The following is a 26219-nucleotide window of genomic DNA, read 5'->3' on the forward strand; positions in this document are numbered from 1 at the left end:
ATTTATATAATATATCAATTTACTTAGTTAATAAACATCTTTTATTTTACTGTGATCACTTACCATTATAACTTTTTAATGTTTTAGTTTATATAATCTATTAATATACAAAAAAAATTACTTTTAACAAAAATAGCGTAGATAAAATATCTACGCTATTAAAAATATTTTGTACTTTAATTTTTTTCTTTATATTTATAAATATTATATAAATTATATATATTTATAATAATTATAAGTGCATTAGATATAGCTACTGGGTATGCTTTTACATATAATCCATAAACTACAAATAAAAAACATCCTATAGAATTTATAATTCTAAGCTTTACTATAGATGTCATCGTTAATGATATAACTATAAATAAAGATGCTGAATATCCAATCCATTCAATAGGGTCAAAGCTAATCATAAAATTATCTCCTTTTTATTTCTTATAATTATTATTTGATATTTATATTTTTATATAACTATTTTATTATTATAGTAGTGTTAGTAGGTATATTATCATACATCCATTTAGCATTTTCTGTAGCTAATCTTATGCATCCCATACTTATAGCTACTCCAAGCCTATCATCTATTACATAAAGTCCCTTAGGATCATATAGTATTGAGTGGTAATAGTAATCATCTACTATATTCATTGCATATTTTGCTGAACTTTTTCCTACAGTACTACTCCAAGTGTACAGTATCTTAAATCTATCATTCTCTTTTTTCAATATATAGGTAAGTTTATCCTTAGTAGATGTAATTATAATATAATCTGTATCGCTAGTTATATTATTCTCATTTACAAACTCTTCCATATTTATATCAAACTTGCTGTAATCTATTTGTCTATAGTATCTATTCATAAATAATATTTCACCTTCTCATAATAATATTTATTATAAATATGATAATTCTAAGCTTTATGTGATATTTCAGTAAGTATTCAAATAAAAAAGTGAAGCTTTAAACTTCACTTTTAAGTATTATTATGTTTCATATACTTATATGTTTTAACTATACATCTAGCTTGATTTATAGTATATACTGATATTTCATAGGATGATGTTATTATAAAAGTCGATACTACTCCTACTAAGAAATCATAGTCTCCTAATGCCATAATCTCCTCCAGTACTGCTTTTATTATATTATATGAAACTATAATTTTATAGTTACATTAAGCTGCTTCTTTTTTCCTTTTATTAGCTTTATTTAAGTTTGGTACACCAAATGTTATAGCTATTATTCCACAAGCTAACATTAACCAAGGATAATGTAGATATTTAATTAGTTCAACAGGAGATATTCCTACCATTCCTGCAGCTGTTAATACTTGTGCACCATATGGAACTATACCTTGCCAACAAGATGAGAATATATCTAGTATACTTGCAGTTTTTCTATTATCTATCTCAAACTTTGTAGCTATATCTTTTGCAAGTGGCCCTGCTGTTACTATTGCTATAGTGTTGTTTGCTGTACATAAATCCACTATACTTACTAATGCTGCTATACCAAACTCTGCACCTTTTTTAGTTTTTATTTTACTGCTTATAAAATTAAGTATAAAGTCTATTCCTCCATTTAATTTGATAAGCTCTACAAGTCCTCCAATGATTATAACAAGTAAACATAATTCATACATTCCTGCTATACCACCTGATATAGCTTCTATAAATCCAAATAATCCAAATGAATTTGTAAACACTCCTATACCACCTGCAAATACTACTCCAAAACTAAGTAAAACAAATACATTTACTCCACATAAAGCTCCTACTAAAACTCCTAAATATGGTAAAACTTTTATGAAATCATAACTATAATTTTCTCTACCACCTAAACTATACCCTGATGTTATAACAGCTAGTAATATAGCAGTTATAATAGCTGCTGGTAAAACTATTAAGAAATTTACTCTAAATTTATCTTTTAATTCACATCCTTGAGTTTTGGTTGCTGCTATTGTAGTGTCTGATATCATAGATAAATTATCTCCAAACATAGCTCCACCTACAACAGCTCCTATTACTAAGGGTGCTGGTATTCCTGTTTTAGCTGCAATTCCTATACCTATTGGCCCAAGTGCTGCTATTGTTCCCATTGATGTTCCCATAGATATAGATATAAAGCATCCTATTACAAATAACCCTGATACTAAAAGATTAGGAGGAAGAATTGATAAACTTAAATTAACAGTTGAGTCAACACCTCCCATTGCCTTAGCTACACTTGAAAAAGAACCTGCAAGTATAAATATCATAATCATAGATATTATATCTATATTACCTGCGCCTTTACAAAATACTTCTATCTTTTCTCCTAAGCTAACTTTTCTATTAAGAGAAAATCCTACTATAGTTGCTATTATAAATGCTACTATTGCTGGCATTTTATAAAAATCCCCAGTTATTACTCCGCTACCTAAAAATACTACTAAAAATACACCCAGTGGTAATAATCCTAATACACTACCTTTTTTTACTTCTTCTTTCATAACATACCTCCCTTTATATTAAAACTTCTAAAGAGTATAATTTTAATTAATTTAAATATAACTGATATTTTTTAATAAAAAAAACCTGAGATAACTCAGGCTTTGACAGCAAAAATTATACTCTCATCTTTCAGCTTACGCTGCAGGATTTAGCACCCGTATAATAATACTGGTTGCTGGGCTTCATCGGGCCAGTCCCTCCGCCACTCTTGATAAGAATTATTTAATTATTTATATAATAGTTAATTTTCACAATTTTGTCAATATTATTTTTAATTATTTTAATAAACTTTATTATAAATTATATATATTAATTTTTTATACATTTTAGTTTTCTATTATATGTTAGTAAATAAAAAAGTCATAATTAAATTATGATTTAATTATGACTTTTATGACTATTTATTAATAAATACAGATTTTAATATATTTAATATTTCGGTAAATATTTCAACATTAGATTTTACATTTTCTTTAGCTACTATTATATCTGCTGTTACATCTGTTGCAACTTCAGAAACGTCTTTTACATTTTCACTAATATCGCTGATATTATCAACTAAATTAGGTAATTTACCTACTACTGTATGTATGTTATCAGAATTTATTGATACTACTTTATTAATATTTTTAATAAATTCATTAATATTTTTTAAAGTTATTATTAAAAATATTAATGCCCCTATACCTAGTAATGCTAGTATTATATATATTACATTTAAATCTATGTACATAATGTTATTCTCCATAGCAATTATTCTTTATCCTTAGATTCTTCTGGAGCTTGTAATAATTCTACAACCTTTGTATCCACTACGTCTTCATTATCTTTCTTTTTATTATCTAAATACTCTTTTATTCTTCTCTTAGATTCATTTACATTTGTAGTAAACTTTTCTTTTGTTTTAGCAGCCTTTTCACTTACATTTTTATTTATATCTTTGGCTGTATTTTTTATATCTTCTCTAGTTTCTTTTCCTGACTTAGGAGCTAATAAAACTCCACCTAGTATTCCTGTTATAGCACCTGTTGCAACACCTAGTGTAGCTATTTTTACTTTTTTATTTCTTTCTTGTATTTTCTTAGCTCTCTTCTTTTCTTCTATCTTCTTTGCTAAACTCATGATCATCACTCCTATTGTTAATTTATTATATTGTAACATTTCTTACCATTTTTTTGAAGATACGATTTTTTTCAACAAAATATTGTTATCTTATAATACATATATACCTAAATTAGTAAACTTTAAAACAAAATAATTTATTTTTCTATTTATTTTTTAATATTTTATCTAAATTAAATTTTATAAATTAAATTTACATTTTATTTATACATATGCACATAATAATATAATAATTATGGAAGGTAGGAATTGCTATGAAATACAAAAATATTAAGAAATTTAATATATTACTTTACATTATTTATGTTTTCTCTATAATATTTTTTCTATTTAGCAAAGAATATGGAAAAAGCGGAATTAGCTTAATTTCACTTATAATTACTTTCGTACTTACTAAAGCTTATTTAAAAAACTTAGCTATACTTGATTACTCATTGTACATAATTGGAAACATTTTTATATTATCTTCTTTTTTGCTAGGTTCATGTTATAGACTTTATGATATAATCCCATTTTATGATGATTTTCTTCATTTTTGGTCTGGATTTATATCTGTTAAAATTGGTTTTAATATATTAAAAAATACTAGTTGTAAAATTAATAAATTTTTAATATGCATGATTCTGTTCTTCTTTGCTATGGGTATATCAGCAATTTGTGAAATATGTGAATACTTATTAGATGTTTTATTTAAGATGAGTACGCAATCTGGTGGTTTAAAAGATACCATGATGGATTTGATAGATGCTTCATGTGGTGCTTTTTTTATGATTATATATTATTATAGAAAATATTTAAGGTAATATATTATATTAAACCAAATACTCTCATCTAAAATAACAAAGCTACTTAACATATGTTAAGTAGCTTTGTTTATATTTAATATATCTTTTTGCAATAATCATTGTTGACTGTAAATAAACGATGAATTAATAGATATTATACTATAAAAAGCAAATTGCTTAACCTAGACTTTTAATAACTTCTTGGTTTACTTAAAAATTCTTGAACACGTAAATTTTCTTTTACAACTTTAGCTTCTTGTTCTTCTTGTTCTTGTTTTAATGCGTCTTCATATTTAATGTATTCTATTCCTGCTTCTTCAAATAGCTGTTGTCCTAAGCCTGTAGGATACTCCCCTTTAAATATTACTTTTTTTATTCCTGCTTGAATGATAGCTATTGAGCAAAATACACAAGGTTGAGTTGTAGCATACAGCGTGGCTCCTTCACAGCTTATTCCATGTTTAGCACATTGTATTATAGCATTTGCTTCAGCATGTCCAGCTCGACATAGTTCTAAGCCTTGCCCCGAAGGTATACCTCTTTTTTTTCTCTCACAATAGCCGATATCTGAACAGTGAATAGTTCCAGCAGGGCTTCCATTATAGCCTGTAGCTATAATTTGCTTTCCTTTTATAATTACAGCTCCTACTTGCCTTGAAACACACGTACTTCTAACTTTACTGTCTTCAGCTATATCCATTGCCCACTCTGTAAATAATTTTCTCATATGATATGCTCCTTTTGTTCATTTATTATTTATAAATACCTTTATGTGTCAAAAAATCCTATAACCTTAATTAAATCTAATAATTGTACCCGCATCTATGAAATTTTTTTATTTTCTTAAAATCATCTTAACTCACATGTCATTATTTTTTCAAGAGTTATTATAAATTTGTAATATTTAACTACTTATTTAACATAAATGTATATAATATATTTTTTTAGTAATAATATTACTATCCCTTTAATCATACTCCTTAGTCATTAATTTTATATAGCTTTATTTTTCAGTTTATTATCTAAAAAAGACAGAAATAAATTCTGTCTTTTTTAATGTAAAAATAGCCCTTAAGCATCTACTTAAAGGCATAATATATATTTATATAACATAAAGTTTTGAGATTATCTTATCGTATTTACCTCTAGCTAAGCAAATACCACCTGCATACTTTATATATTCTTCTTCGCTAAGTTTTCCTTCTTCAACTTCACTAAATCTATCAATAATATTAGAATTATCTAAAAGGTCTTCTACACTTTCTAATATACAAATTAGATTTATCTTAAACCCATCTGAGTTTAGCTTTCTTTCTTGTTTTTCTTCTTTTAAATACACTACTTCATGTTCTTTATCTAACGTAACTTTTACGAAATCTGAAAGTCTCTTTTCTGTTGGTAATAATACTGAATATTTTTCCATATCTAAAAATATTTCATACAATTCTTTTAGCCTTGCTAACTCTGAACTCATCCTTAATCTCCTTTATATAGCCTACCTATTGATCGTGGTTATACTTTGTAATTTCATTATAATTTCATCTACTTAATTCGTCAACTTTTTACACTAAAATGGTTTTAATTACTAAAAAAAGCATTGAGTTATTTACTGACTTTCAACTCAATGCCTATTAATTATTTATTTTTTTTATTATATTCTCTTAGTAATTGTTCTTCACCAATTTCTACTAATCTTCTACTCATTATACCACCTAAGTTTCCACCTATACGTCCATTTTTATATGATGTATCATTAGATCCATCTATATTACTACTTGATATTCCTAACTCATTTGCAACTTCTAATTTCATTTGATTTAAAGCCTGCTTAGCATTACTTATTACTGGTTTTTTAGACATTTTAATACCTCCTTAAACTTTCTTATATATTTTTATCAAATTTAATTGATATTATTATGTATTTTTTGATTTATAAGATTATTAAAATGCTCTTATCTAATATAAAAACATTGAACTAAAAAATCACTTGGTTTTATCCAAGTGATTTTTTTGCGCTTAAGGAAATTATGATACTTTAAAGATTGTGGATAATTATTGAAGTTAAGTAATACCAAGCAGTTTGCAAAGCTTAAAAAAGATATTTTGAAGTGCTTCGCCAACACGTCGCTCAAGCAACGGATGAAGTCGTTGGCGGCATGAAGTGTAGCGCCCACGCAGTGGCTTGAGTGAAGAAAATTTTTTATATTAAGAAATCTTCATCTTCTAACTCTTCATATACACCTTTTTGATATCCATTACCTTTAGTTGAGAAAAAGTCGTGATTTTTAGTTTCTGTGCTTAGCCCATTTAATACTATTGGGTTTATTTCACTTACTTTATAATATTCATTAAATCCTAAATTTTCTAACGCCCTATTAGCATTGTATTTTAAGAAATTTATAACTTCACCTTCAAGACCACTATCTTTATATATAGTATTTGTATAGTTTATTTCATTTTCCATTAAATCTGCAAGTATTTTATACATTCTATCTTTTAATTCTTCTTTTTTGACTTCATCAAACTTTTCATATATTTCTTGAGAAAGAAGCCCTATATACTTTCCATGTAATGATTCATCTCTAAGTATAAGAGATATTATTTCCCCACTTGCAACCATTTTACCTTGGCCTGCTAGATATAGTGGATAGAAAAATCCTGAGTAAAATAAAAAGCTTTCTAAAAATACACTTGTTACCATAGATAAATATAAACTTTCTTCATCTTTTGTATTTTCATATTGAGCTAGTACTAAGTCCGCCTTTTTCTGAAGTGTTTCTTCACTTTCTATCCATTTAAATAATTCTTCTATCTCTTCATTAGAAAGCAGCGTCATAAATATAGATGAGTAACTTTTAGCATGTATTTCTTCCATAGTTCCCATAAAAGATAATACTGCTTTTCTTTGAAGGTTATCTGTAAGACTCATCATAGATGGAACCCCATCATTTCCTTGTTTAGTATCTAGTAATGTAAGTCCACCTAATACTTTTTTATATAATTCTTTTTCTTTTTCATTTAGTTCATTAAATACTTTTAAATCTTTTGAAACTGATATTTCTTCTGGTAACCAAAATTGTTTTACATTTTGTTCCCAAAAGGCCTGAGTAAATCCATCATCTTCTTTATTCCAGTTTACTGCTTTGTGTATTTTTTCTAATTTAAATGTCATAATACTCCCCCTTATACTGAACACATAAGACACTCATTATTGTCTCTAGTCATTTTAGTTCTTGTATAGTAAAGACTTTTTAGTCCTTTTTTGTAAGCATATATATATAATCTAGCTATATCTCTAGTTGTTTTATCATCTGTTACGAATAATGTTGTTGATATACCTTGATCAACATGATTTTGAACTGTTGAAACTATATCTATAACTTTTCTCATATCCATTCTATATGCAGATTGATAATAAAGTATGTTTTCATTAGTTAAAAATGGCATAGGATATATAGTTGTAGAATCTCCATATGTTCTAACTTCAACTGGCTCTGTAATTGGCATTATGCTTGATGTTGCATTTTGAACATAACTAATACTTTGAGTTGGTGCTATTGCTGTTAAATATGCATTATATAATCCATATACTTTTACTTCATCTAATAAGGCTTCCCATTCTTTAGTTGTAGGTATATGTATACCTTCAAACAATTTTTTTACTTTATCTGTATTAGGTAAGTATGAATTTTTGTAGTATTTTTTTAATATATTACTATCTTTTCCTTTTGCATATTCTGATTTTTCAAACCCAATAAATGTTTTATTTCTTTCTTTAGCTATATTCATAGATGCTTTTATAGCAAAATATCTAACCATTGCAAAAAATACATTACAAAAGTCTATTGCTTCTTCTGATGTATATAGTATATTTTCTCTTACTAAGTATCCATGTAAATTCATAGCACCAAGACCTACTGCATGTGAAGAATCATTTCCATTTTTTATTGTTGGAACTTCATTTATACTAGTGTTATCAGAAACAAAAGTTAATGCTCTTATTGCAGTATCAATTGTACTTTCTATATCTTTATTGTCCATTACATTAGCAATATTTAAAGAACCTAAATTACAACTTATATCTTGGCCCCATATATTTTCACCAGCATATCCTTTTATATTTGATGGTGTTTGGTATTGGAATATTTCACAACATAAATTAGACATTTTAATTTTACCAACGTCTTTTAATATATGTTCTCTATTTGCAGTATCTAAAAATACAACATATGGGTATCCACTTTCTTGTTGCATCTGTGCTATCTTTGTTAACATCTTTCTAGGATTTATTTCTTTTTTTCGTATATCTTCATCATTTTTTAAAATATCGTACCATTTTTCCATATCCATCTCATCAAGATGTATATTATATTTTTTATAAACAGAATGAGGATAAAATGCATACGCTACCTCATTTTTTTCTGCTAATTCCATAAACTTATCTGGTATTAATGCCCCTAAGGATAATGATGCTAGTCTTATTTTTTCATCTGCATTTATCTTTTTGGTATCCATAAGTAATTCAAAATCTGGATGAAATACACTTAAATATACAGCCCCTGCACCTTGCCTTGCTCCCATCTGGTTAAAGTAGGTAAATGACTGTTCTAGCATTTTTGCAACCCCTACCACACCACCAGCTGCACCTTCTATATCCTTAATAGGGTCTCCCGAAGCTCTTAATCTTGATAAGTTAAGCGCTACTCCACCACCTATTTTTGATAGATGATTTGATGATGATATTGCATATGATATACCTTCTGTACTATCTTCTATAGATATCAAAAAGCACGATACCATTTCTCCTGCCCTAGCTCTACCTGCATTTAAAAATGTAGGTGTTGCTGGTTGAAATTCTTGTTTTATTAGCTTTTCTGCTAATTTTTTTACTAAGTTTTTATCACCATTTCCAAGTGCTAAAGATACTATTAGTACTTTATCATTATAGCTTTCTAATATTTCCTTATTATCATTTGTTTTAAGTGCATAGTTTTGATAAAACTTATTTGCACTCATATATGAGTTAAATTTAAATCCATAGTTTTTTATAATTCTTTCTATTTCTTTTATAAAGTCTATATCATATTTTTCTATTACTTCTTTAGAATAGTAATTATTTTCTATTAAATATTCTAACCGTTCTTCAAGACTATTAAATATCTTTGTTCTAGGTTTTATATATTCATTTATATAACTGTATAATGCTTCTTTATCTTTTTCTAATTGATATTTTCCTTCTTTATTTTTTATTATGACTTGATTATTTAGTTCTATCCAGTTCATTTTTCCCACCTTTTATTTAATGTTTTTCTAATCATTATCTACCACTTATAGATATAATATTTAAACCTAATACTATATATTGTATATACACCAATAAAAGTATTCTTAATCTATTATTATATTTTATTTTTTTTATTCTTTTTAATATATAGTTTTTTCAACACATATGGCATTGATTTTTTTATAATTACTATATATATTTACAAATAATATTTATTATGGTATTCTTAAATTAAGTGGGAACTTATATTTTATATAAGTATTACGCTAGCCCAAATAAAGGCACCTATCTTTTGATAGGTGCCTTTCCGTTTTTATAAGTATAAAAAATTTCTTTACAATACATAAATAAAGAACTACAATGTTTTTGAAAAGATATCTAACTAACTAGGGGTGCCTTTTGGGCTGAGAAATGATAAATTCATTAACCCTTCGAACCTGATGTAGTTTATACTACCGTAGGAAAGTTACTTTTGTGTTTATTAATAGCTATAAAACAAATATAGTCTATTTATTAATACATATTTTAAGAAGCTTTGCCTTATGGTAAGGCTTTTTTTATTTATTAAAATATAATAAGGGGGATTTTAATATTATGTATACTACTCAAATGGATGCTGCTAAAAAGGGGATAATTACTAAAGAAATGGAAATAGTAGCAAAAAAAGAAAATATGGATGTTAATATTTTGAGAGAGCTAATATCTAAAGGTAAAGTAGCAATACCTGCTAATAAAAATCATAAATCTTTAAATCCTGAAGGTGTAGGCGAAAAACTAAGAACTAAAATAAATGTAAATTTGGGTATATCAAAAGATTGTTGTGATATTGATGAAGAAATGAAAAAGGTTAATTTAGCATTAGATATGAAAGCTGAAGCTATAATGGACTTAAGTTCTTTTGGTAAAACCAAAGAATTTAGAAAAAAACTTATATCATCTTCTAATGCTATGATAGGAACTGTTCCTATATACGATGCTGTTGGTTTTTACGATAAAGAATTAAAAGATATAACTGCTAAAGAATTTTTAGATGTAGTAAGAAATCATGCAAATGATGGTGCAGACTTCGTTACTGTACATGCTGGTATAAACAAAGAAACTGCATCTGTTTTTAAAAGAAACAAAAGACTTACTAATATAGTATCTAGAGGTGGTTCTTTAATGTATGCTTGGATGGAGCTTAATCAACGTGAGAACCCTTTTTATGAATACTTTGATGAATTACTTGATATATGCGAAGAATATGACTTAACATTAAGCCTTGGAGATGCTCTAAGACCTGGGTCTATAAATGACTCTTCAGATGCTTGTCAAATAAAAGAATTGATGATATTAGGTGAACTTACTCTAAGAGCATGGAAACGAAATGTTCAAGTAATAATAGAAGGTCCTGGACATATGTCATTAGATGAAATCGAGGCTAATATGTTACTTGAAAAGAAACTTTGTCATGGTGCACCATTTTATGTGCTAGGTCCTATAGTTACAGATATAGCTCCTGGATATGATCATATAACAAGTGCTATTGGAGGTGCCTTAGCTGCTAGTTATGGAGCTGACTTTTTATGTTATGTAACTCCAGCAGAACATTTAAGGCTACCTAACTTAGATGATGTTAAAGAAGGTATTATAGCTACTAAAATAGCTGCTCATGCTGCAGATATCGCAAAGAAAATTCCTAAATCTAGAGATATAGATAATCAAATGAGTAAAGCTAGGCAAGAGCTTAATTGGGAGAAAATGTTTGAACTTGCTATTGACCCACAAAAAGCTAGAAGATATAGAAACGAGTCAACTCCTAAACATGATGATAGCTGTACAATGTGCGGTAAGATGTGTTCTATGAGAAATATGAATAAAATAATGAGTGGTAAAGACTTAAATTTATTAAGAGAAGATAATTAGTTACATACTTAATTTAATATTATAAATATCTATTATATTCTTTGCATAACTAAGTTTCATCATATTTTAATGATTTACAAAAGAATACATAAAGTGGTATACTGTCCTTTATAAATATATATTTTGGGAGGAATATTAATGGCATTTATAATATTAATATTAGGTTTTATTTTCCTTATAAAGGGTGCTGACATATTTGTCGATGGTGCTGCTTCAATTGCTAGAAAATTTAATGTTCCAGCTATGGTTATAGGTCTTACTATAGTAGCTATGGGTACATCTGCACCTGAAGCCGCAGTAAGTATTACATCATCATTAGCAGGACAAAATGATATGAGTGTTGCTAACATCGTAGGCTCTAACTTTTTTAACATACTTGTAGTGTTAGGTGTATCTGCAGTAATTGCAAAGTTACCAGTTCAAAAAGATACTATAAAAAAAGATACTCCATTTTTAATAGGTATAAGCTTTATGTTGTTACTATTTTCACTTGATTTACATATAAATAGATTTGAAGGTATTTTTTTCTTAATAGTATTTGCCTACTTCTTAATAAATACTGTAAAAAGTGCTAAAAACTCTAATAATGAAGAAGACTTATCTGGTGGTGAAAGTGCTATAGCTATAGAAGCTGAAGTAAGTGAAGATGTTCCTATGTTTAAAACAATTATATTAAGTTTAATTGGTATAGCAGGAATTATCGTTGGTGGAGATATGGTTGTTGACTCTGCTACAACGATTGCAACATCATTTGGTATGAGTGCAAACTTAGTTGGACTTACAATAGTTGCAGTTGGTACTTCACTTCCTGAATTTGTTACTTCTATTATGGCTATAAAAAAGGGTGAAACTGAAATAGCTATAGGTAATGTAATAGGCTCAAACGTATTTAATATACTTTTAGTTTTAGGTTTAGCTACAACTATAAGTCCGATATCTATAAGTACATTTGCTCTTATAGATATAATATTTATGACATTTATAACAGTTTTACTTTATATCTTTATGAAAAAAGATAATTGTCTTGTAAAAAAACAAGGTTTTATATTAATAGCTTTATACATAGTATATATGATATATACTATAGTTAGGTAAGCTAAAAAAGGGAAGAACATAATCATGTTCTTCCTTTTTATTCGCTTATTATATTTGTATTATTTATATTTTCATATTCTAATTTATTTATTGCAAATATAATTCCAAAACTTATAATAGAAATTATTATTGAGCATATAAATATAGCTTTCATTCCATATAAGTCTATTATATTTCCATATATAAGTTTTATAACTGATGACCCAATTCCTATACAAAAAGTGTATATAGTCATGGCTGTAGTATATAATTTTTTTTCTACTACGTTTCCTATAAAGTCAAAAACAGTTATAGTCATTATAGCTATTGCTACACCATGAGAAGCTGATGCTAATATAAATAATGCTATATTATTTGTAAATGTATATATTATCCATCTAATAAAAAGTGCAATTGCACTTACAGTAATCATTTTTGTGTTTCCATATTTTTGTAAAAGATCTTTTGTCTTAACCATAAAATAAAGTTCTGGAGCTACCATAAATACAGTCAACATTCCTACAAGTTCCTTACCTGCTCCTAAGTTTAATAAATGTATACCTTGGTAAGCACTTACCCCATCACTTAAAGCAACAATACTTATACTTGCTAAAAGTATTAACACATATTGTTTATTAGTAAATAATTTTTTTATATCTACTTTTAAATTTAGCTTTTCTTTAGACTCCATTTCTTTAGGTGTATTTAAATATGGAGTTATAAATAAACATAGAAGCATACTAAACATAAACATATAGAAAAATGCCAAATCATTTCCTGTTAAATTCATTATATGACCACAAATAAAAGCAGATAGTGCATATCCTATAGAACCTAATACTCTTACTTTTCCATAATTTTTATTTTGTTCTTTACAATATGAAGTTGTTATAGTATCTGCAAGTGGCAATAATGAATTTCTAAACATTTCAAAAAATATCGCTACTATAAATATCGGTATAAAAGACGTTGTTTTTGAATATAAATACCCTAGTAAAAATGCTACTAATACATTTATCCATAATATAAGCTTTTGTTTTTTTATAATATCACTTATAATCCCCCATATAGGTACAAGTGCTATACCAATTATAGATGGTATTGATACTATAATCCCTATTTGCGATGGACTAAAGTTTAATGTTTTTTCTAAGTATACAGGTAAATAAGTCATAAATGACCCTAATCCTATAAACATACATAAGTATTTTATATAAAATTTAGACATAATATTCCTCCTCTTATAAGACTATACCATAATATTGTTAGTTTTTGTATAATCAAATTTTTTATATTTTTTAGTAAATTTAGGTATATTTATTATCATTTAAGGTAATTATTTAAATAAATAAAAAAAGTGTGTACATTTACTTAAATAAGTGTTACACTTAAATTACAGTAAATCAAGAAGTAATCTTGATGTAGGTTTATAGGAGAATTGAAAATGATTCAAGGAATAGTAAAATGGTTCAATAGCGAAAAAGGATTTGGATTTATATCTGTAGAAGGTGGAGATGATGTATTCGCTCATTTCTCAGCTATACAAGTTGATGGATTCAAAACTTTAGAAGAAGGTCAAAAAGTAAGCTTTAATATAGTTGAAGGTGCTAGAGGTCCTCAAGCTGAAAACATAACTATATTATAATCATATAGATACGTTTTAAAGACTCAAATTTATTTGGGTCTTTTCTTATGTTTAAAAATAATATTTTTTATTTATTAGCTTTAATAATTATAAATTATATAAATATAGGATTAATAAAAAATGTCTATGTGTTTTTTACATAGACATTTTTAGAAATACAAAAATATTTATATATACGATGTTTTATAAGATATAATTTTAAGTATCTTTTTTATCTCTAGTTACGTCATTTATCCAATTACCACTTTTAACTCTTATAAACCCAACTATACCTTTTAATATTTCATCGCTTTTTAATAGAAAAAATACAATAGGTATTGGTAAATTAAATACAAATGCACTTATAAATCCAAGTGGTATAGATAATCCCCACATAAATATCATTTCATATTTAAATACATACTTATTATCTCCTCCGCCTCTTAAAACACCCATCATAAGATTTGAAGATAAAGACCTAAACAATGCTACTATAGCTGTTGCTGTCATTATTTCTTTTGATATTAATTTCGTTTCTTGTGATATGTTATAAAATCCTAATATTACATCTTTACAAAAATAAATTATTAAAGCTGATATAATCCCAACTATTATACTTAGTATACTTATTGTATTTGCATATTCTTTTACTTTGTTATAATTTCCCATACCTATAGTATTACCTATTATAACTGATGACGCACTAGATAATCCTTGTATAAATAAAGTTGCAAATTGATTTACTACATTATTTATGCTATTTGCTGCAACTACACTAGTCCCCATCCTTCCAACTATTATAGATATCATAGATGATCCTACTGACCAGCATAGCTCATTAAAAAATATGGGAGATGTTACTTTTATATAATCATTAAATATTAATTTATCTATTTTCAAAACATAATTTAATCTATATTTTACTTTACTTTCTTTAAAAATTATATATATAAATATTATAAAAAATTCTATTATCCTAGATATAACAGTTGCAATAGCTGCTCCTTTAATTCCTAATGGACTTATCCCAAACCTTCCAAATATTAATATATAATTTAAAAATATATTTATAAATAAAGATATACTATGTATAATCATAGGTATCTTAACAGTTTTAACCGACCTAAGCAATCCAACAGTAGAAACTGTTAATGAATAAAATACATAACTTATACTAACTATCCTTATATACTTCTCTCCCATTGATATAACAGCTACATCATCTGTAAACAACTTCATAAATGCACCTGGCATAACCATAGCTACTAATACAAATAATATTGATAATGCTATACTTAGCCAGTATGTAATAGTAACTATCTTATGTATTGATTTTATATCTTTTTTTCCATAATATTGAGAACACATAACGTTAGAGCCTCCAGAAATCCCAAACATTAATACCATCAATATAAAAAAAAGATGATTAGCTATAGCTGCTGCTGATAGCTCTACTTCACCTAATCTACCTAACATAACAGTGTCTGCCATATTAACAGATACTGTTATTAGATTTTGTATAGCTATTGGTATTGATATATCTATTATACTTTTATAAAACAATTTATCTTTTGTCATATACACTTATATTCATTCCTTTCACAAATACATATATATCTTTTGTATTATTTAAAAGTTAATACATGTACTTATTTACTTATTTAGGTATATAAAAAAGACTAAGATTTAATCCTAGCCTTTTTATTATTAATCACATCTATATGTAGTTTTTCGTATTTTTGATTTTATATTCTAATTTTTAGCCAAACATTATATCTATTATATCATCTACTGACATTTTACTAAGAATATTTCCACCATCTATATTGCTATCTATAAGTTCTTTTACTAATTCTTTTTTCATTTCTTGTAATCCTATAATTTTTTCTTCTACTGTGTCTTTAGATATTAGTTTTATAACATTAACAATATTTTTTTGCCCTATTCTATGAGCTCTATCACTTGCTTGATTCTCTACTGCAGGATTAAACCATGGGTCAAAGTGTATAACGATGGATGCACTAGTTAAATTTAAACCTGTACCTCCTGCTTTTAACGATATTAAAAATACATTATCATCATTTTTATTAAAGTCATTAACTAGCTTAACTCTATCTTTTGGATTAGTTTTTCCATCCAAATAGCTATAGCTTATATTTTCGTAGTCTAATCTATCTTTTATTTTCTCTAATACTTTTGTAAACTGTGAAAATACCAATATTTTTTTATCTTTATTTTCTTTTAATAATTTTACAAGTACCTCTAATTTAGAGTTTTTTATTTCATAGTTTCTAACCATTAGTTCAGGGGCTATTGCTAGCTGTCTAAGCTTAGTTAAGTAAGATAATACAGACATATTATCATTTATTTGAATTTTATTTTTAGCTAAATTAAGTAAACCTAAGTATGCCTTTTTATGTTCTTTGTTAAGCTCTACATAATACTTTTGCTCGATCTTTTCTGGCAATTCATTTATAACTTCTTTTTTTGTTCTTCTTAATAAAAATGGTTTTATAAGCTTTTTTAAATCATCTATATTATCTTTATTTAAAAATATTTTTTTAAACTTTGATTTATCATATAAATATCCTGGCATTACAAAATCAAATATAGACCATAACTCTATTAAGTTATTTTCTATTGGAGTTCCAGTTAATGCAAACTTAACTTTTGCATTAATTTTTTTTACAGACTTAGCTATTATAGAATCTGGATTTTTTATATTCTGGGCTTCATCTATTATACAGTAATCAAATTTTATATTTTTATATTTTTCTATATCATTTTTATAGGTTGTATAGGTTGTAAGTATTACATCATAACTATCTATATTGTTTATAACATCATCTCTTTTAGATTTATAGGCTACACCTATTTTTAGATTAGGAGAAAATTTTTTAAATTCCTCAAGCCAATTATAAATAAGAGATGTTGGTGTTAAAACAATGGCTTTTTTATTTTTATTAGATTGTAAAAAAGCTATTGTTTGTATTGTTTTACCTAAACCCATCTCATCTGCTAAAATTCCTCCAAATTCATATCTAGACAAAGTTTTTAAAAATTCATATCCTTTAATCTGATAATCTCTAAGTGCTGCATTTATATCAGGTAAATCAATTTTCAAATTTTCTATTTTTTTTAGTTTATCAACTATATTGTCTATATGATGACTCCCTTTTATAATAAAATTATCATTATCTTCTATATATTTTTTTAGATATAGTGATTTATTATTGTCTATTTTCATAGAAGTAAGATTTTCATACATCCCCAAAGTATCTATCAGTTCTAATGATTCTTTTAAGCTTTTCTCACTTAAATCCAAGTAATTTCCACTTTTAAGTCTATATAGTTTATTGTTTTCTTTATATGCATTATATATATTTTTATACTCACATTCACTTATTCCATCTATTTCTAGCCTTGCATTCATATAACCATCTTTTGATGATAATATATTAAAGGTTATGTTTGGGTTTAACTTTGTACCTTCTTTAATTTCATATTCTTTGTCGTTAATTAAATCTTCTATCCCCTTTAGTACTATAGCTACTATATGAGAGCATAAATTATTAGGTTTTATACTTTGTAACTCTGAAAAGCAATCACAACTTACATTTGATATTTCTCTAGTTTTAGTATTTATACTTATCATTGATGTATAATCTCTTCTTCTTTGTTCATCTAGCACAGTTCCATAAAATATATATTTACTACCATTTTGTTTAGCATAATTATTTAAAATTACTCCGTTTTTATATATGTAATGTCCTAAATTGTATTTGTTTCTATCTGTATATGTTTTTAATATTTCTTCTATATTTATATTCATTTTATCCACCTTGTTTAATTTTTGTAAGTTTAATTTATCACTATAAAAAAGGAAAAGCTACCCTTTTTTATAAAAAATAAGTGCAGGGCGTATCCTACACTTATTTTTTACTTAATATATACTTAAAACTGATGTTAAACTAGGATCATTTAATAAATAATCAAAGTAACTATGAGCTGAAGTATATCCAATTCCATACTTTTCATTTTTATCATCTACATTTTTATATTCTTCTAAAGCACTCTTTACTGTATTATAATCTTTCATATTATTAACTTTATATATATCTCTTTTATCTTCAGGTATATTTGATACATAGTTAGGCTTCATAAAATATCTTGCGTCATCTACTTTATGTTCATCACTAAGCTTTTTTAATACTTGACCATTTTTTCTGTGCATTATATGATCATCATATTTATAGTGATGTGCTATATGTGTAACACTTCCTAACTTTTTTTCAAAGTTTAGTATGGTTTTTTCCATCAGATCATAATGAATTCCTGGTTTTTTAGCTTCATCTGCTAGTATTATTACATTATCTTTTTTTACTCCTAGTTTATTTAGGCATGCTTTAAATTCATTATTTCTTAATCTTTCTTTTTCTTTTCTATCTATTCCCTTAAATTTTGGGTTATTTTTAAACACATTAACTCCCGACCCATCTGATACTAAAGTTACATATACATTGTCCGTTCCACATTCTTTAATAGCATCTACTATGGCAGTTCCTCCCCATAAAACCTCATCATCTTGATGTTGTGGGTAAAATACCACATGATCTTTAAATCTTTTAATATTGCCATTATTATACTGAGAATATGCTGTATGTACACCAAATATTACTAACACAACTATTATTATCCCCATTATTTTTTTGTCTTTTTTATCTTTCATTTTCACACCACCTACTATTTTTATTTTTTATGTCGAAAATAGTCGCTTTTAAGTTTATTTTATCTTAGCATACTTTACATCTAAATTATATGAACTTTAATATATTGAAATTTTTTTGTTACCTTTTTGAAATTTTTTTGTTACTTTTTAAATGTTTTTATATAAATTAAGCTTTATATTCTTAATAATTTTAATAATTGAAAAGAAATAGGGGATAATTAGCCATAGCACTATTTATCCCCTATTTCTTTTACTCTATTTAATAAAAACTTATATTTTTTATTACTTTGCATCAAAATCTATATGAAACTTTCCTTCTGGTGAATTTATATCTAAATAAGATAAATTGAAATTTTCATCCATTACGTCTATTTTATATTCAAATAAAACATCATCCTCTTTCTTAGACATAAATATGTAGCTACCATTATCTTTATCTTCTATTTCATCACATATTTCTTCATATATTTCTTCACCACTTACACTTCTTTTGTATCCAGAATTTTTTATTTTCTCTTCTATTAATCTGTATATTTCTTCCATATTAAACTTCCTTTCTAGTTAAACTACTATATATTATGTTTTTGCATAGTATTTATTAATTTATAATTATATCACTTTAATATATAACATAACAATATTTATAAAGTTATTTTCTCTAATATAAGTTTATTTAATCTTATATATTATTGCTAAATTATACTATATATAATATGCTTATCTAAGGGGTGATAATATGAATATATTAGAAAATGATAAACTTATAATAGAATCTAAAAATAGCGGTGCTGAACTAACTAGAATATACTCTAAGGATCTAAAAAAAGAAATACTATGGAATGGAGATAGCACTCATTGGTCAAGACACTCTCCTATATTATTTCCTATAGTCGGCAGATTAAAAGACAACAAAACTTATATAGAAGATAAGTTCTATAGTATGAGTCAACATGGATTTGCTAGAGATATGGATTTTGAAATTATTTATAATGATAATACCTCAATAACTTATAAATTAATATCTAATGATGAAACTAAAAAACTATATCCTTATTCTTTTGAACTTCTAATAAAGTATACTATTGTTAATAATAGCATAAATATTAATTGGAATGTTTTAAACAAAGATACAAGAGATATGTATTTTTCAATAGGAGCACATCCTGCATTTAATATATATGATGATTTGTGCAATTACTATCTAGAATTTAATTCTAGAGATATAGTAAAAAAAATAAACTTAGATGGTCCTTATTTTAATAGTTTAAAAGAAGTTTATAATTTAAACAATTTAAGATTAGAACCTAAGATTTTTGAAAAAGATGCATTAATATATACTAATATAGATAGCATTAACTTAAAATCTAATAAATCTAAAGATTACATAAACATTAATTTTAAAGATTTTCCACTAGTTGGAATATGGACACCTTACTACAAAGATACAAACTCTACTGCTCCATTTGTATGTATTGAACCATGGTTTGGGATAGCTGACAGTGTAAATTCGGATAAAATATATACTAACAAGGCTTATATAAATAAACTTAAACCTTTAGAGTCATTTAATAGTTTATATACTATAACTATAGAAAAAGAGTAAGAATTAACTTACTCTTTTTCTATATATTAATTATGTTTATTAATTAATTTTTTATATGGTTTTTGTATAATTATATCTACAACTTCTCCTATTGCTATATAAATTAATATTTTTGGTTCTGTAAAAGTTATATAAATAAATATACCTATTATAATGACTATTAATCCTATAATTTTTATTAAAATCTTTTTATTGTCTTCATCATAGTCTAAATCGTCTAAGCATCTGTCAAAATCTTCTTTAGCTCCTAGGCTATAAAGTCTTTCACATACAAAAGCTACCCAAAATAGTTGCATATTTACTCCATAAAACAATTTATATGCAACTAGAGCTAATATAGAAAATAATAAAGATGAAATAACTACATTATCCTTACTCTTAGCTTTCACTTAAATCATCCTTTCCATATATAAAATATCATACAATATTACTTTTTTCTACATAATTTCTAATTTATATTAGAAAAATAAAGAGCTGCCTTATAAAGCAGCTCTTTATTTTTATCCAATTATAGCATCTTTAATTTTTCTATTTATGTTGTCCATATACTTTTCTCGTTTTATTTTGTATTCACTATAAGAGTCTATATTTCTACATATACTATTTATTTCATTTCTAACTACATTATTTATACTATCTAAACTTTGTTCATATAATATCTCTATTGAATCTATTTGTATTAATGTACTTGCTACTTCCATATATATATCATGTAATATATATTTGCTATCTGATTTAAAATTAAGCTCTAGCTTACCTTGATGTTTTATAGGAACTATTTTTTCTTTTATAAATAATATAAAGTTTTCAAAATCCTTTTTATTATTAAGAGGTTCTACTTCAAATAATATCCTAAAGAATAAGTTCCATATAAATTCACAGTTTAGCTTACTCATTATAAAATTACCTAGTTTTTCACAAAATTCATCTTCAAATTCAGGACTTTTCCCAAATTTTATTTTAGAATTAAAGTCTATATCCTTCTTTGCAATCTCATTTAGTCTCATAAGACCTTGTATTGTTGCATCTTCACTTATATCTAAACCATCTTTATTCTTGTTAAATGAGTAATTTATAATAGTTTCACAAGGCTTTTTAAAATCTACTATAAATCCTATGTCTTTTTCCATTTTTTCAGCAAAAGTATCATATGCAATTTTAGCTAAAAACTTTTCCATAGACTTTTGCTTTAAGGTTTTATCTTTTGAAGTATTTTCATTAAAAGATTTATAAACAGATAAAAGCTGATTGTCTATCATTGCTAGATTATTTTTTATTGATGCCATAACATCACTTAAAAATTTATCTACCATTACATAAGTATTATTTTTATATATAACTTGATGTTCTATATCACTCCAAAATATATTTACCATGGATTTTATTTGTATTTCAAAATTTATTTTGTTTTTTCCATATATAAATAAACCATTTATTCTATATATTTCAAATCCATTTTTTTGTTTTCGTGGCTGCTCTTTATCTAACCTTATCTTAACCTTGTCATTACTTTTATTATAAAAATATATATTATCATCTGTAGTATCAAAATAAGATTTTAATACTTTATATATTAATTTCTCTTCTTCTATAAATCTACACTCTAGTCTTACACCTATTAAGTCTGATAGATTATGTATAAGCTCTTGTGGTTTCTCATATCTTTTTAAATATCTATTTCTTATTATTTTTTCTCTTAAACTATATTCTGTTTTTACTCTTGAGTTAACATTTAAATATTCTTGATCACTAGATTCAAGTATATTTTCAAAATAAGTCTCTAGTTCTTTTGATAGCATATTTAATGTAGGTGTTAAGGAGTTTAATAAATCAATTGACTCGTCTATAAATTCAAATTCTTTAAGGCTCATAATATTCTCCTATTTCTTTTTAGTACTTAAATTTTACACAAAAAAGGGACATTTATCAAATGTCCTTTTTAAATTTTGCTCTATATTCATACCAAAATGGGTATTTTCAATATATTTAGTAAATACTCATTTTAGTATACATTATTTATTATTTTTCCCTTAAGTATTTTAAATTCACCTTCATCTATTACACCTAAGTCGTATAAATTTTTTATCTTTAACAATTTATTTTCTACATCATAAGATAAAATTTTATTAGAATCATTAGTTTTATAATTTTCTTTTAAATTATTATCAGCAATTGGCTCTACATTATTACTTATAAATGTATTTTCATTTGTAAATATTTCTTTACTACTTATTATGTCTTCTACTTCTATAGTATTTATATCTCTTTGTAATATATTATTGTCATATACTCTTACACTTTGAACTCTTACTAATTTTTCTATATAATTTTTTATCATAAGACTATTTCTAAGTTTTAAATTATCACTTTCGTAAAGACTATAGATTACTTCTTTTAAGCTATCTTTTGATTCTTTACTTAATATAAATCCTTTATTAGTTAGTATATCTAGGCATATTTCATACAATTCAATATTTGTATAGTCCTCAAAGTCTAACCATATAGGGAATCTATAATTTAAAGATTCATTTAATAAAACTAGTTCTTTCATTTTATCTTTTTGGCCAGATAAAACTATTTTTATTTTACTTTTATTATTGTCTATAAATTTTAAAAGTATAGAAATTATTTCTTTGTAATTATTAATATCCAATAATAGGTGAGCCTTATCTATTAATACTATTTTACCTAAAGATTTATTTAATATATCTTCTAATTTTAATCCACTATTTATTTCGCCTATTATTTCTCTTATATCAATTTCTACTATATTCTTAGACTTTATCATATCCCTTGAGTAATACATTTCTGCTAGTATGTTTAAAATAGATTTTTTACCTGTTCCTACATTTCCTGTAAATACTATATTACTATATTTGTTTATATTATTTTTTTTGCCTAGTTTTACTCTCTTTTCTTGTATTTTAATAAGTTTGTATTCATTTCTTAAAAATTCTTTTGCTTTTTCGTTTCCTTTAAGAGATTTAAGTTTTTCTTCTAAATCAAACTCATATTCTGATACTTTAATTTTTTCTATATCTTTAGTTGTAATTAGATTCATTTCATAAGTACTTATATTTTCTTCTGCTATTCTTATACTTTGGTTTCTTATTAGATTTTCTACATAGTTTCTAACCATTCTACCATTTCCTGATGTAGAATCTGATTCTTCATATATATCTTCAAAACTCTTTTTAAGAGATACATATGCATTTTTAGATAATTTAAATCCTGTTGAGTCTATTAAATTAATAGCCATTTCTAATAGTTCATTTGGGTTGTAATCTTCAAAAGTTGTCCAAATTGGAAATCTTGATTTTAATCCTATATTAACATCAAAGAAATCTTCCATTTCTTCTTCATATCCTGCAAGTATTACTACAACATCTTTAGAATAGTCTTCTATAAGCTTAAGAAGCGTTTCTGTAGCCTCTCTGCCTAATGAATCATTAGCTAATGTATAAGCCTCATCTATAAATAAAACTCCTCCTATAGCCTCTTTAAACTTTGCTTCAGTTTTTTTACTAGTTTCACCTGGTATCTCTGATATAAAACTTGATCTATCAGTTTCTATCATCTGACCTACCTTTAAAAGACCCATGCTATTTAGCATTTCTGATACTAATCTTGCTATACTAGTTTTACCTGTTCCTGGATTACCTACAAACACCATATTTAAGTTTTGCTCTATTTTAGTATCTATTCCTGCTGCTTTTCTCTTTTCTTGTGCAACTATAAGCTTATATTGACTTCTAAGTAGGCTTTTAACTTCATTTAAACCTACTATGTGGCTTAATCTTTCTTCTAAATTAAATTTTGCTTTTGCTTTAAAGTTGAAATTGTCTCTTTCTAGTAAATCTATTTCCTTAGTTTTATCATTTATATATTTTTTAGATGAGTCTAATATAGCATTTTCAACTATATTTCTTACAAACCTTGCATTACCTAAATCGTTCTTACCGCTTATTTGATTTTTTGCAAATAAATCTATTAATTCATTTTTTACGTTTTTTGCAATTCTATATCCTTTTGATTTTGCAATATTTAAAGCTATTTCATACATTTCATAAGGAGTATAGTCTTCAAAATGTATAGTATTTAAAAACCTAGATTTAAGACCTGGATTAAATGATAAAAATTCATCCATATCCTTTTCATATCCTGCAAGTATTACAACTAAATCATCTCTATTGTCTTCTATACCTTTTAATAATGCATCTACTATTTCTTTTCCTACTTTATCATCATCACTCTCACATAATGAGTATGCTTCATCTATAAATAATACTCCTCCTATAGCAGAATTTATTATATCTATAGTTCTTTTAGCTGTTTCTGCTGGATTTTCTGTTACAAAATCAGCTTTACTAACTTCTCTATATATTCCCTTAGATAATATATTAAGTGCATTTAAATATTCAAAAGTCACTCTAGCTGCATTAGTTTTCCCTGTGCCTGCATTTCCTGCAAATATCATATTTAACGATATATTAGATGTTTTTAGTCCAAGTCTCTCTCTAATTTTTTGTACTTTATAGTTATTTTTAACGCTTATTAAAAACTCTTTTAAATCCTTCATTCCTATAATAGAATTTAATTTATATTCAGCTTCTTCTAGTGTAGGTGTTGAATAATCACTAAGTGAGAATATTTCATTTTTTATATTGCAATATATTTCGTTATTATCTACATATATTAATATTGTACTATTTTCAGTTATATTTTCTTTTATAATCAAGTTCGTTAACGGTTTACATAGCTTATAAGATACATATTCACTAATACCAAAATTTGAATCCTTTTTATATGTTTCCTGTAAGTATTTGCAAATTCCAAAGTATTCTTCGTTTTGATCATCTTCTTTTACATCTAATACTATTTTTACGTTGTGATTTTCTTCTTTTATTTTTATAGTTTCTAGAACTTCTCTTTTTACTATTTTATTTCTTTCCTCTTTGTTAAGAGGCTTAGTATATAATACTTTATCTATGTTATTGCTAAATGACTTAGTAAAGTGTTCTTCTATATTAAATTTATCATCATTAGTTGTATATACTAAGAACTTATTATGACAAACTATATTGTTTATAGTGTCCTCATCTTCATCATTTGCTTGTATTAAAAATTTATTTTTTATTATGTAATTATTGTCTAAGTTTAAGCAAGTATTTGGATATACATTTGATAATACATTTAACATATCTTCACTAGCTTTTTCACTATTTTTAAATAGTATACAAGAAGAATCACTACTTAATTTTTCATATAAATCTGTTAAAAATGCACTGTATCCTAAATTAAAATTATATGATGCTAAATCTATTTCTTGTATCTGTGTATTATCTGTAAAATCCGAATTATTTAAGTATTCAAATATCCTTCTTACACTAGTTTTTTTAGCAGTTTCTTTATCCCCTATTAAAAATAATATTCCTTTTTCTTTGTTTATAAATTTTTCTTCAAAATACTCACATATTTCCTTAATAAATTTTTTTTGACCTATAAGCTCTCTGTTTAATTTTCTTTCTATATAATTAAATTTTTGTTTTATAACATCTTGTTCATTTTCCATATGCTTCACCCTTTAATGTTTTATT

At 25.5% G+C, this 26219-nt stretch carries 24 protein-coding genes and 2 riboswitches; of the genes, 5 read left to right on the plus strand and 19 right to left on the minus strand.

Features of this window, described 5'->3' with window-relative positions; all coding sequences use genetic code 11:
• Positions 1-176: 176 nt before the first annotated feature.
• From I4U89_RS11140 to I4U89_RS11165, 6 genes are all read right to left on the minus strand, one after another.
• A complete protein-coding gene (locus I4U89_RS11140) occupies positions 177-413 on the minus strand; it encodes a YgjV family protein (protein ID WP_166505631.1) in 237 nt (78 codons plus the stop codon).
• A gap of 58 nt (positions 414-471) precedes the next feature.
• A complete protein-coding gene (locus tag I4U89_RS11145; RefSeq protein ID WP_195940440.1) occupies positions 472-861 on the minus strand; it encodes a L,D-transpeptidase family protein in 390 nt (129 codons plus the stop codon).
• Between the two features lie 113 nt (positions 862-974).
• Positions 975-1118, minus strand: coding sequence for a hypothetical protein (locus tag I4U89_RS11150; RefSeq protein ID WP_195940441.1), 144 nt, complete (start codon positions 1116-1118; stop codon positions 975-977).
• 57 nt (positions 1119-1175) lie between these two features.
• Complete coding sequence (locus I4U89_RS11155) at positions 1176-2495, minus strand: Na+/H+ antiporter NhaC family protein (protein ID WP_195940442.1); 1320 nt, start codon at positions 2493-2495, stop codon at positions 1176-1178.
• Between the two features lie 120 nt (positions 2496-2615).
• A riboswitch (SAM riboswitch) is annotated at positions 2616-2714 on the minus strand.
• A 179-nt stretch (positions 2715-2893) separates the two neighbouring features.
• Positions 2894-3229, minus strand: coding sequence for a hypothetical protein (locus I4U89_RS11160; protein ID WP_195940443.1), 336 nt, complete (start codon positions 3227-3229; stop codon positions 2894-2896).
• Positions 3230-3249: 20 nt separating this feature from the next.
• On the minus strand, positions 3250-3618 hold the full coding sequence (locus I4U89_RS11165) for a YtxH domain-containing protein (RefSeq protein WP_243279201.1): 369 nt from the start codon (positions 3616-3618) through the stop codon (positions 3250-3252).
• Between the two features lie 254 nt (positions 3619-3872).
• On the opposite strand from I4U89_RS11165, the gene I4U89_RS11170 reads away from it, so the two are divergent.
• Positions 3873-4421, plus strand: a complete 549-nt coding sequence (locus tag I4U89_RS11170; RefSeq protein WP_195940444.1) for a hypothetical protein — start codon at positions 3873-3875, stop codon at positions 4419-4421.
• 172 nt (positions 4422-4593) lie between these two features.
• Here the strand turns inward: I4U89_RS11170 and I4U89_RS11175 are convergent, their stop codons facing one another.
• From I4U89_RS11175 to nrdE, 5 genes are all read right to left on the minus strand, one after another.
• On the minus strand, positions 4594-5130 hold the full coding sequence (locus tag I4U89_RS11175; protein ID WP_195940445.1) for a deoxycytidylate deaminase: 537 nt from the start codon (positions 5128-5130) through the stop codon (positions 4594-4596).
• Between the two features lie 375 nt (positions 5131-5505).
• Positions 5506-5877 carry a hypothetical protein gene (locus I4U89_RS11180; RefSeq protein WP_195940446.1) on the minus strand — a complete coding sequence of 124 codons (372 nt, stop codon included), beginning with the start codon at positions 5875-5877 and terminating at the stop codon, positions 5506-5508.
• A gap of 161 nt (positions 5878-6038) precedes the next feature.
• Positions 6039-6263, minus strand: coding sequence for an alpha/beta-type small acid-soluble spore protein (locus I4U89_RS11185; protein ID WP_195940447.1), 225 nt, complete (start codon positions 6261-6263; stop codon positions 6039-6041).
• 340 nt (positions 6264-6603) lie between these two features.
• A complete protein-coding gene (gene nrdF / locus I4U89_RS11190) occupies positions 6604-7575 on the minus strand; it encodes a class 1b ribonucleoside-diphosphate reductase subunit beta (RefSeq protein WP_195940448.1) in 972 nt (323 codons plus the stop codon).
• Between the two features lie 11 nt (positions 7576-7586).
• Positions 7587-9686, minus strand: coding sequence for a class 1b ribonucleoside-diphosphate reductase subunit alpha (gene nrdE / locus I4U89_RS11195; RefSeq protein ID WP_195940449.1), 2100 nt, complete (start codon positions 9684-9686; stop codon positions 7587-7589).
• Positions 9687-10065: 379 nt separating this feature from the next.
• Positions 10066-10168: riboswitch (TPP riboswitch) on the plus strand.
• Positions 10169-10278: 110 nt separating this feature from the next.
• On the opposite strand from nrdE, the gene thiC reads away from it, so the two are divergent.
• Together thiC and I4U89_RS11205 are read left to right on the plus strand one after the other, a co-directional pair.
• Positions 10279-11592, plus strand: coding sequence for a phosphomethylpyrimidine synthase ThiC (gene thiC / locus I4U89_RS11200; protein ID WP_195940483.1), 1314 nt, complete (start codon positions 10279-10281; stop codon positions 11590-11592).
• Between the two features lie 138 nt (positions 11593-11730).
• Entirely contained in the window at positions 11731-12687 is a 957-nt protein-coding gene (locus I4U89_RS11205) for a calcium/sodium antiporter (protein ID WP_195940450.1), read from the plus strand.
• A gap of 37 nt (positions 12688-12724) precedes the next feature.
• Here the strand turns inward: I4U89_RS11205 and I4U89_RS11210 are convergent, their stop codons facing one another.
• Positions 12725-13894, minus strand: coding sequence for an MFS transporter (locus tag I4U89_RS11210; RefSeq protein WP_195940451.1), 1170 nt, complete (start codon positions 13892-13894; stop codon positions 12725-12727).
• 216 nt (positions 13895-14110) lie between these two features.
• Between I4U89_RS11210 and I4U89_RS11215 the strand changes: the two genes are divergently transcribed.
• Positions 14111-14311 (plus strand): cold-shock protein, encoded by a 201-nt coding sequence (locus tag I4U89_RS11215; RefSeq protein WP_092925171.1) that lies wholly within the window; start codon positions 14111-14113, stop codon positions 14309-14311.
• Positions 14312-14509: 198 nt separating this feature from the next.
• Here the strand turns inward: I4U89_RS11215 and I4U89_RS11220 are convergent, their stop codons facing one another.
• From I4U89_RS11220 to I4U89_RS11235, 4 genes are all read right to left on the minus strand, one after another.
• Complete coding sequence (locus tag I4U89_RS11220; protein ID WP_207744177.1) at positions 14510-15868, minus strand: MATE family efflux transporter; 1359 nt, start codon at positions 15866-15868, stop codon at positions 14510-14512.
• Between the two features lie 181 nt (positions 15869-16049).
• A complete protein-coding gene (locus I4U89_RS11225; RefSeq protein ID WP_195940453.1) occupies positions 16050-18122 on the minus strand; it encodes a DEAD/DEAH box helicase in 2073 nt (690 codons plus the stop codon).
• A gap of 111 nt (positions 18123-18233) precedes the next feature.
• Positions 18234-19019, minus strand: a complete 786-nt coding sequence (locus tag I4U89_RS11230; RefSeq protein WP_195940454.1) for a PIG-L family deacetylase — start codon at positions 19017-19019, stop codon at positions 18234-18236.
• 282 nt (positions 19020-19301) lie between these two features.
• Positions 19302-19562: a hypothetical protein gene (locus I4U89_RS11235; protein ID WP_195940455.1), complete on the minus strand. Its 261-nt coding sequence runs from the start codon at positions 19560-19562 to the stop codon at positions 19302-19304.
• Positions 19563-19755: 193 nt separating this feature from the next.
• Between I4U89_RS11235 and I4U89_RS11240 the strand changes: the two genes are divergently transcribed.
• A complete protein-coding gene (locus I4U89_RS11240) occupies positions 19756-20622 on the plus strand; it encodes an aldose 1-epimerase family protein (RefSeq protein WP_195940456.1) in 867 nt (288 codons plus the stop codon).
• A 26-nt stretch (positions 20623-20648) separates the two neighbouring features.
• Here the strand turns inward: I4U89_RS11240 and I4U89_RS11245 are convergent, their stop codons facing one another.
• The 3 genes from I4U89_RS11245 to I4U89_RS11255 form a co-directional block, all read right to left on the minus strand.
• Complete coding sequence (locus I4U89_RS11245) at positions 20649-21011, minus strand: hypothetical protein (protein WP_195940457.1); 363 nt, start codon at positions 21009-21011, stop codon at positions 20649-20651.
• Between the two features lie 111 nt (positions 21012-21122).
• Positions 21123-22493: a GTP pyrophosphokinase gene (locus I4U89_RS11250; RefSeq protein WP_195940458.1), complete on the minus strand. Its 1371-nt coding sequence runs from the start codon at positions 22491-22493 to the stop codon at positions 21123-21125.
• 131 nt (positions 22494-22624) lie between these two features.
• A complete protein-coding gene (locus I4U89_RS11255; RefSeq protein WP_195940459.1) occupies positions 22625-26194 on the minus strand; it encodes an AAA family ATPase in 3570 nt (1189 codons plus the stop codon).
• Positions 26195-26219 lie beyond the last annotated feature (25 nt).

Origin of the sequence: Romboutsia sp. 1001713B170131_170501_G6, assembly GCF_015668195.1 — a bacterium.
Classification (GTDB): Bacteria; Bacillota; Clostridia; order Peptostreptococcales; family Peptostreptococcaceae; genus Romboutsia_C.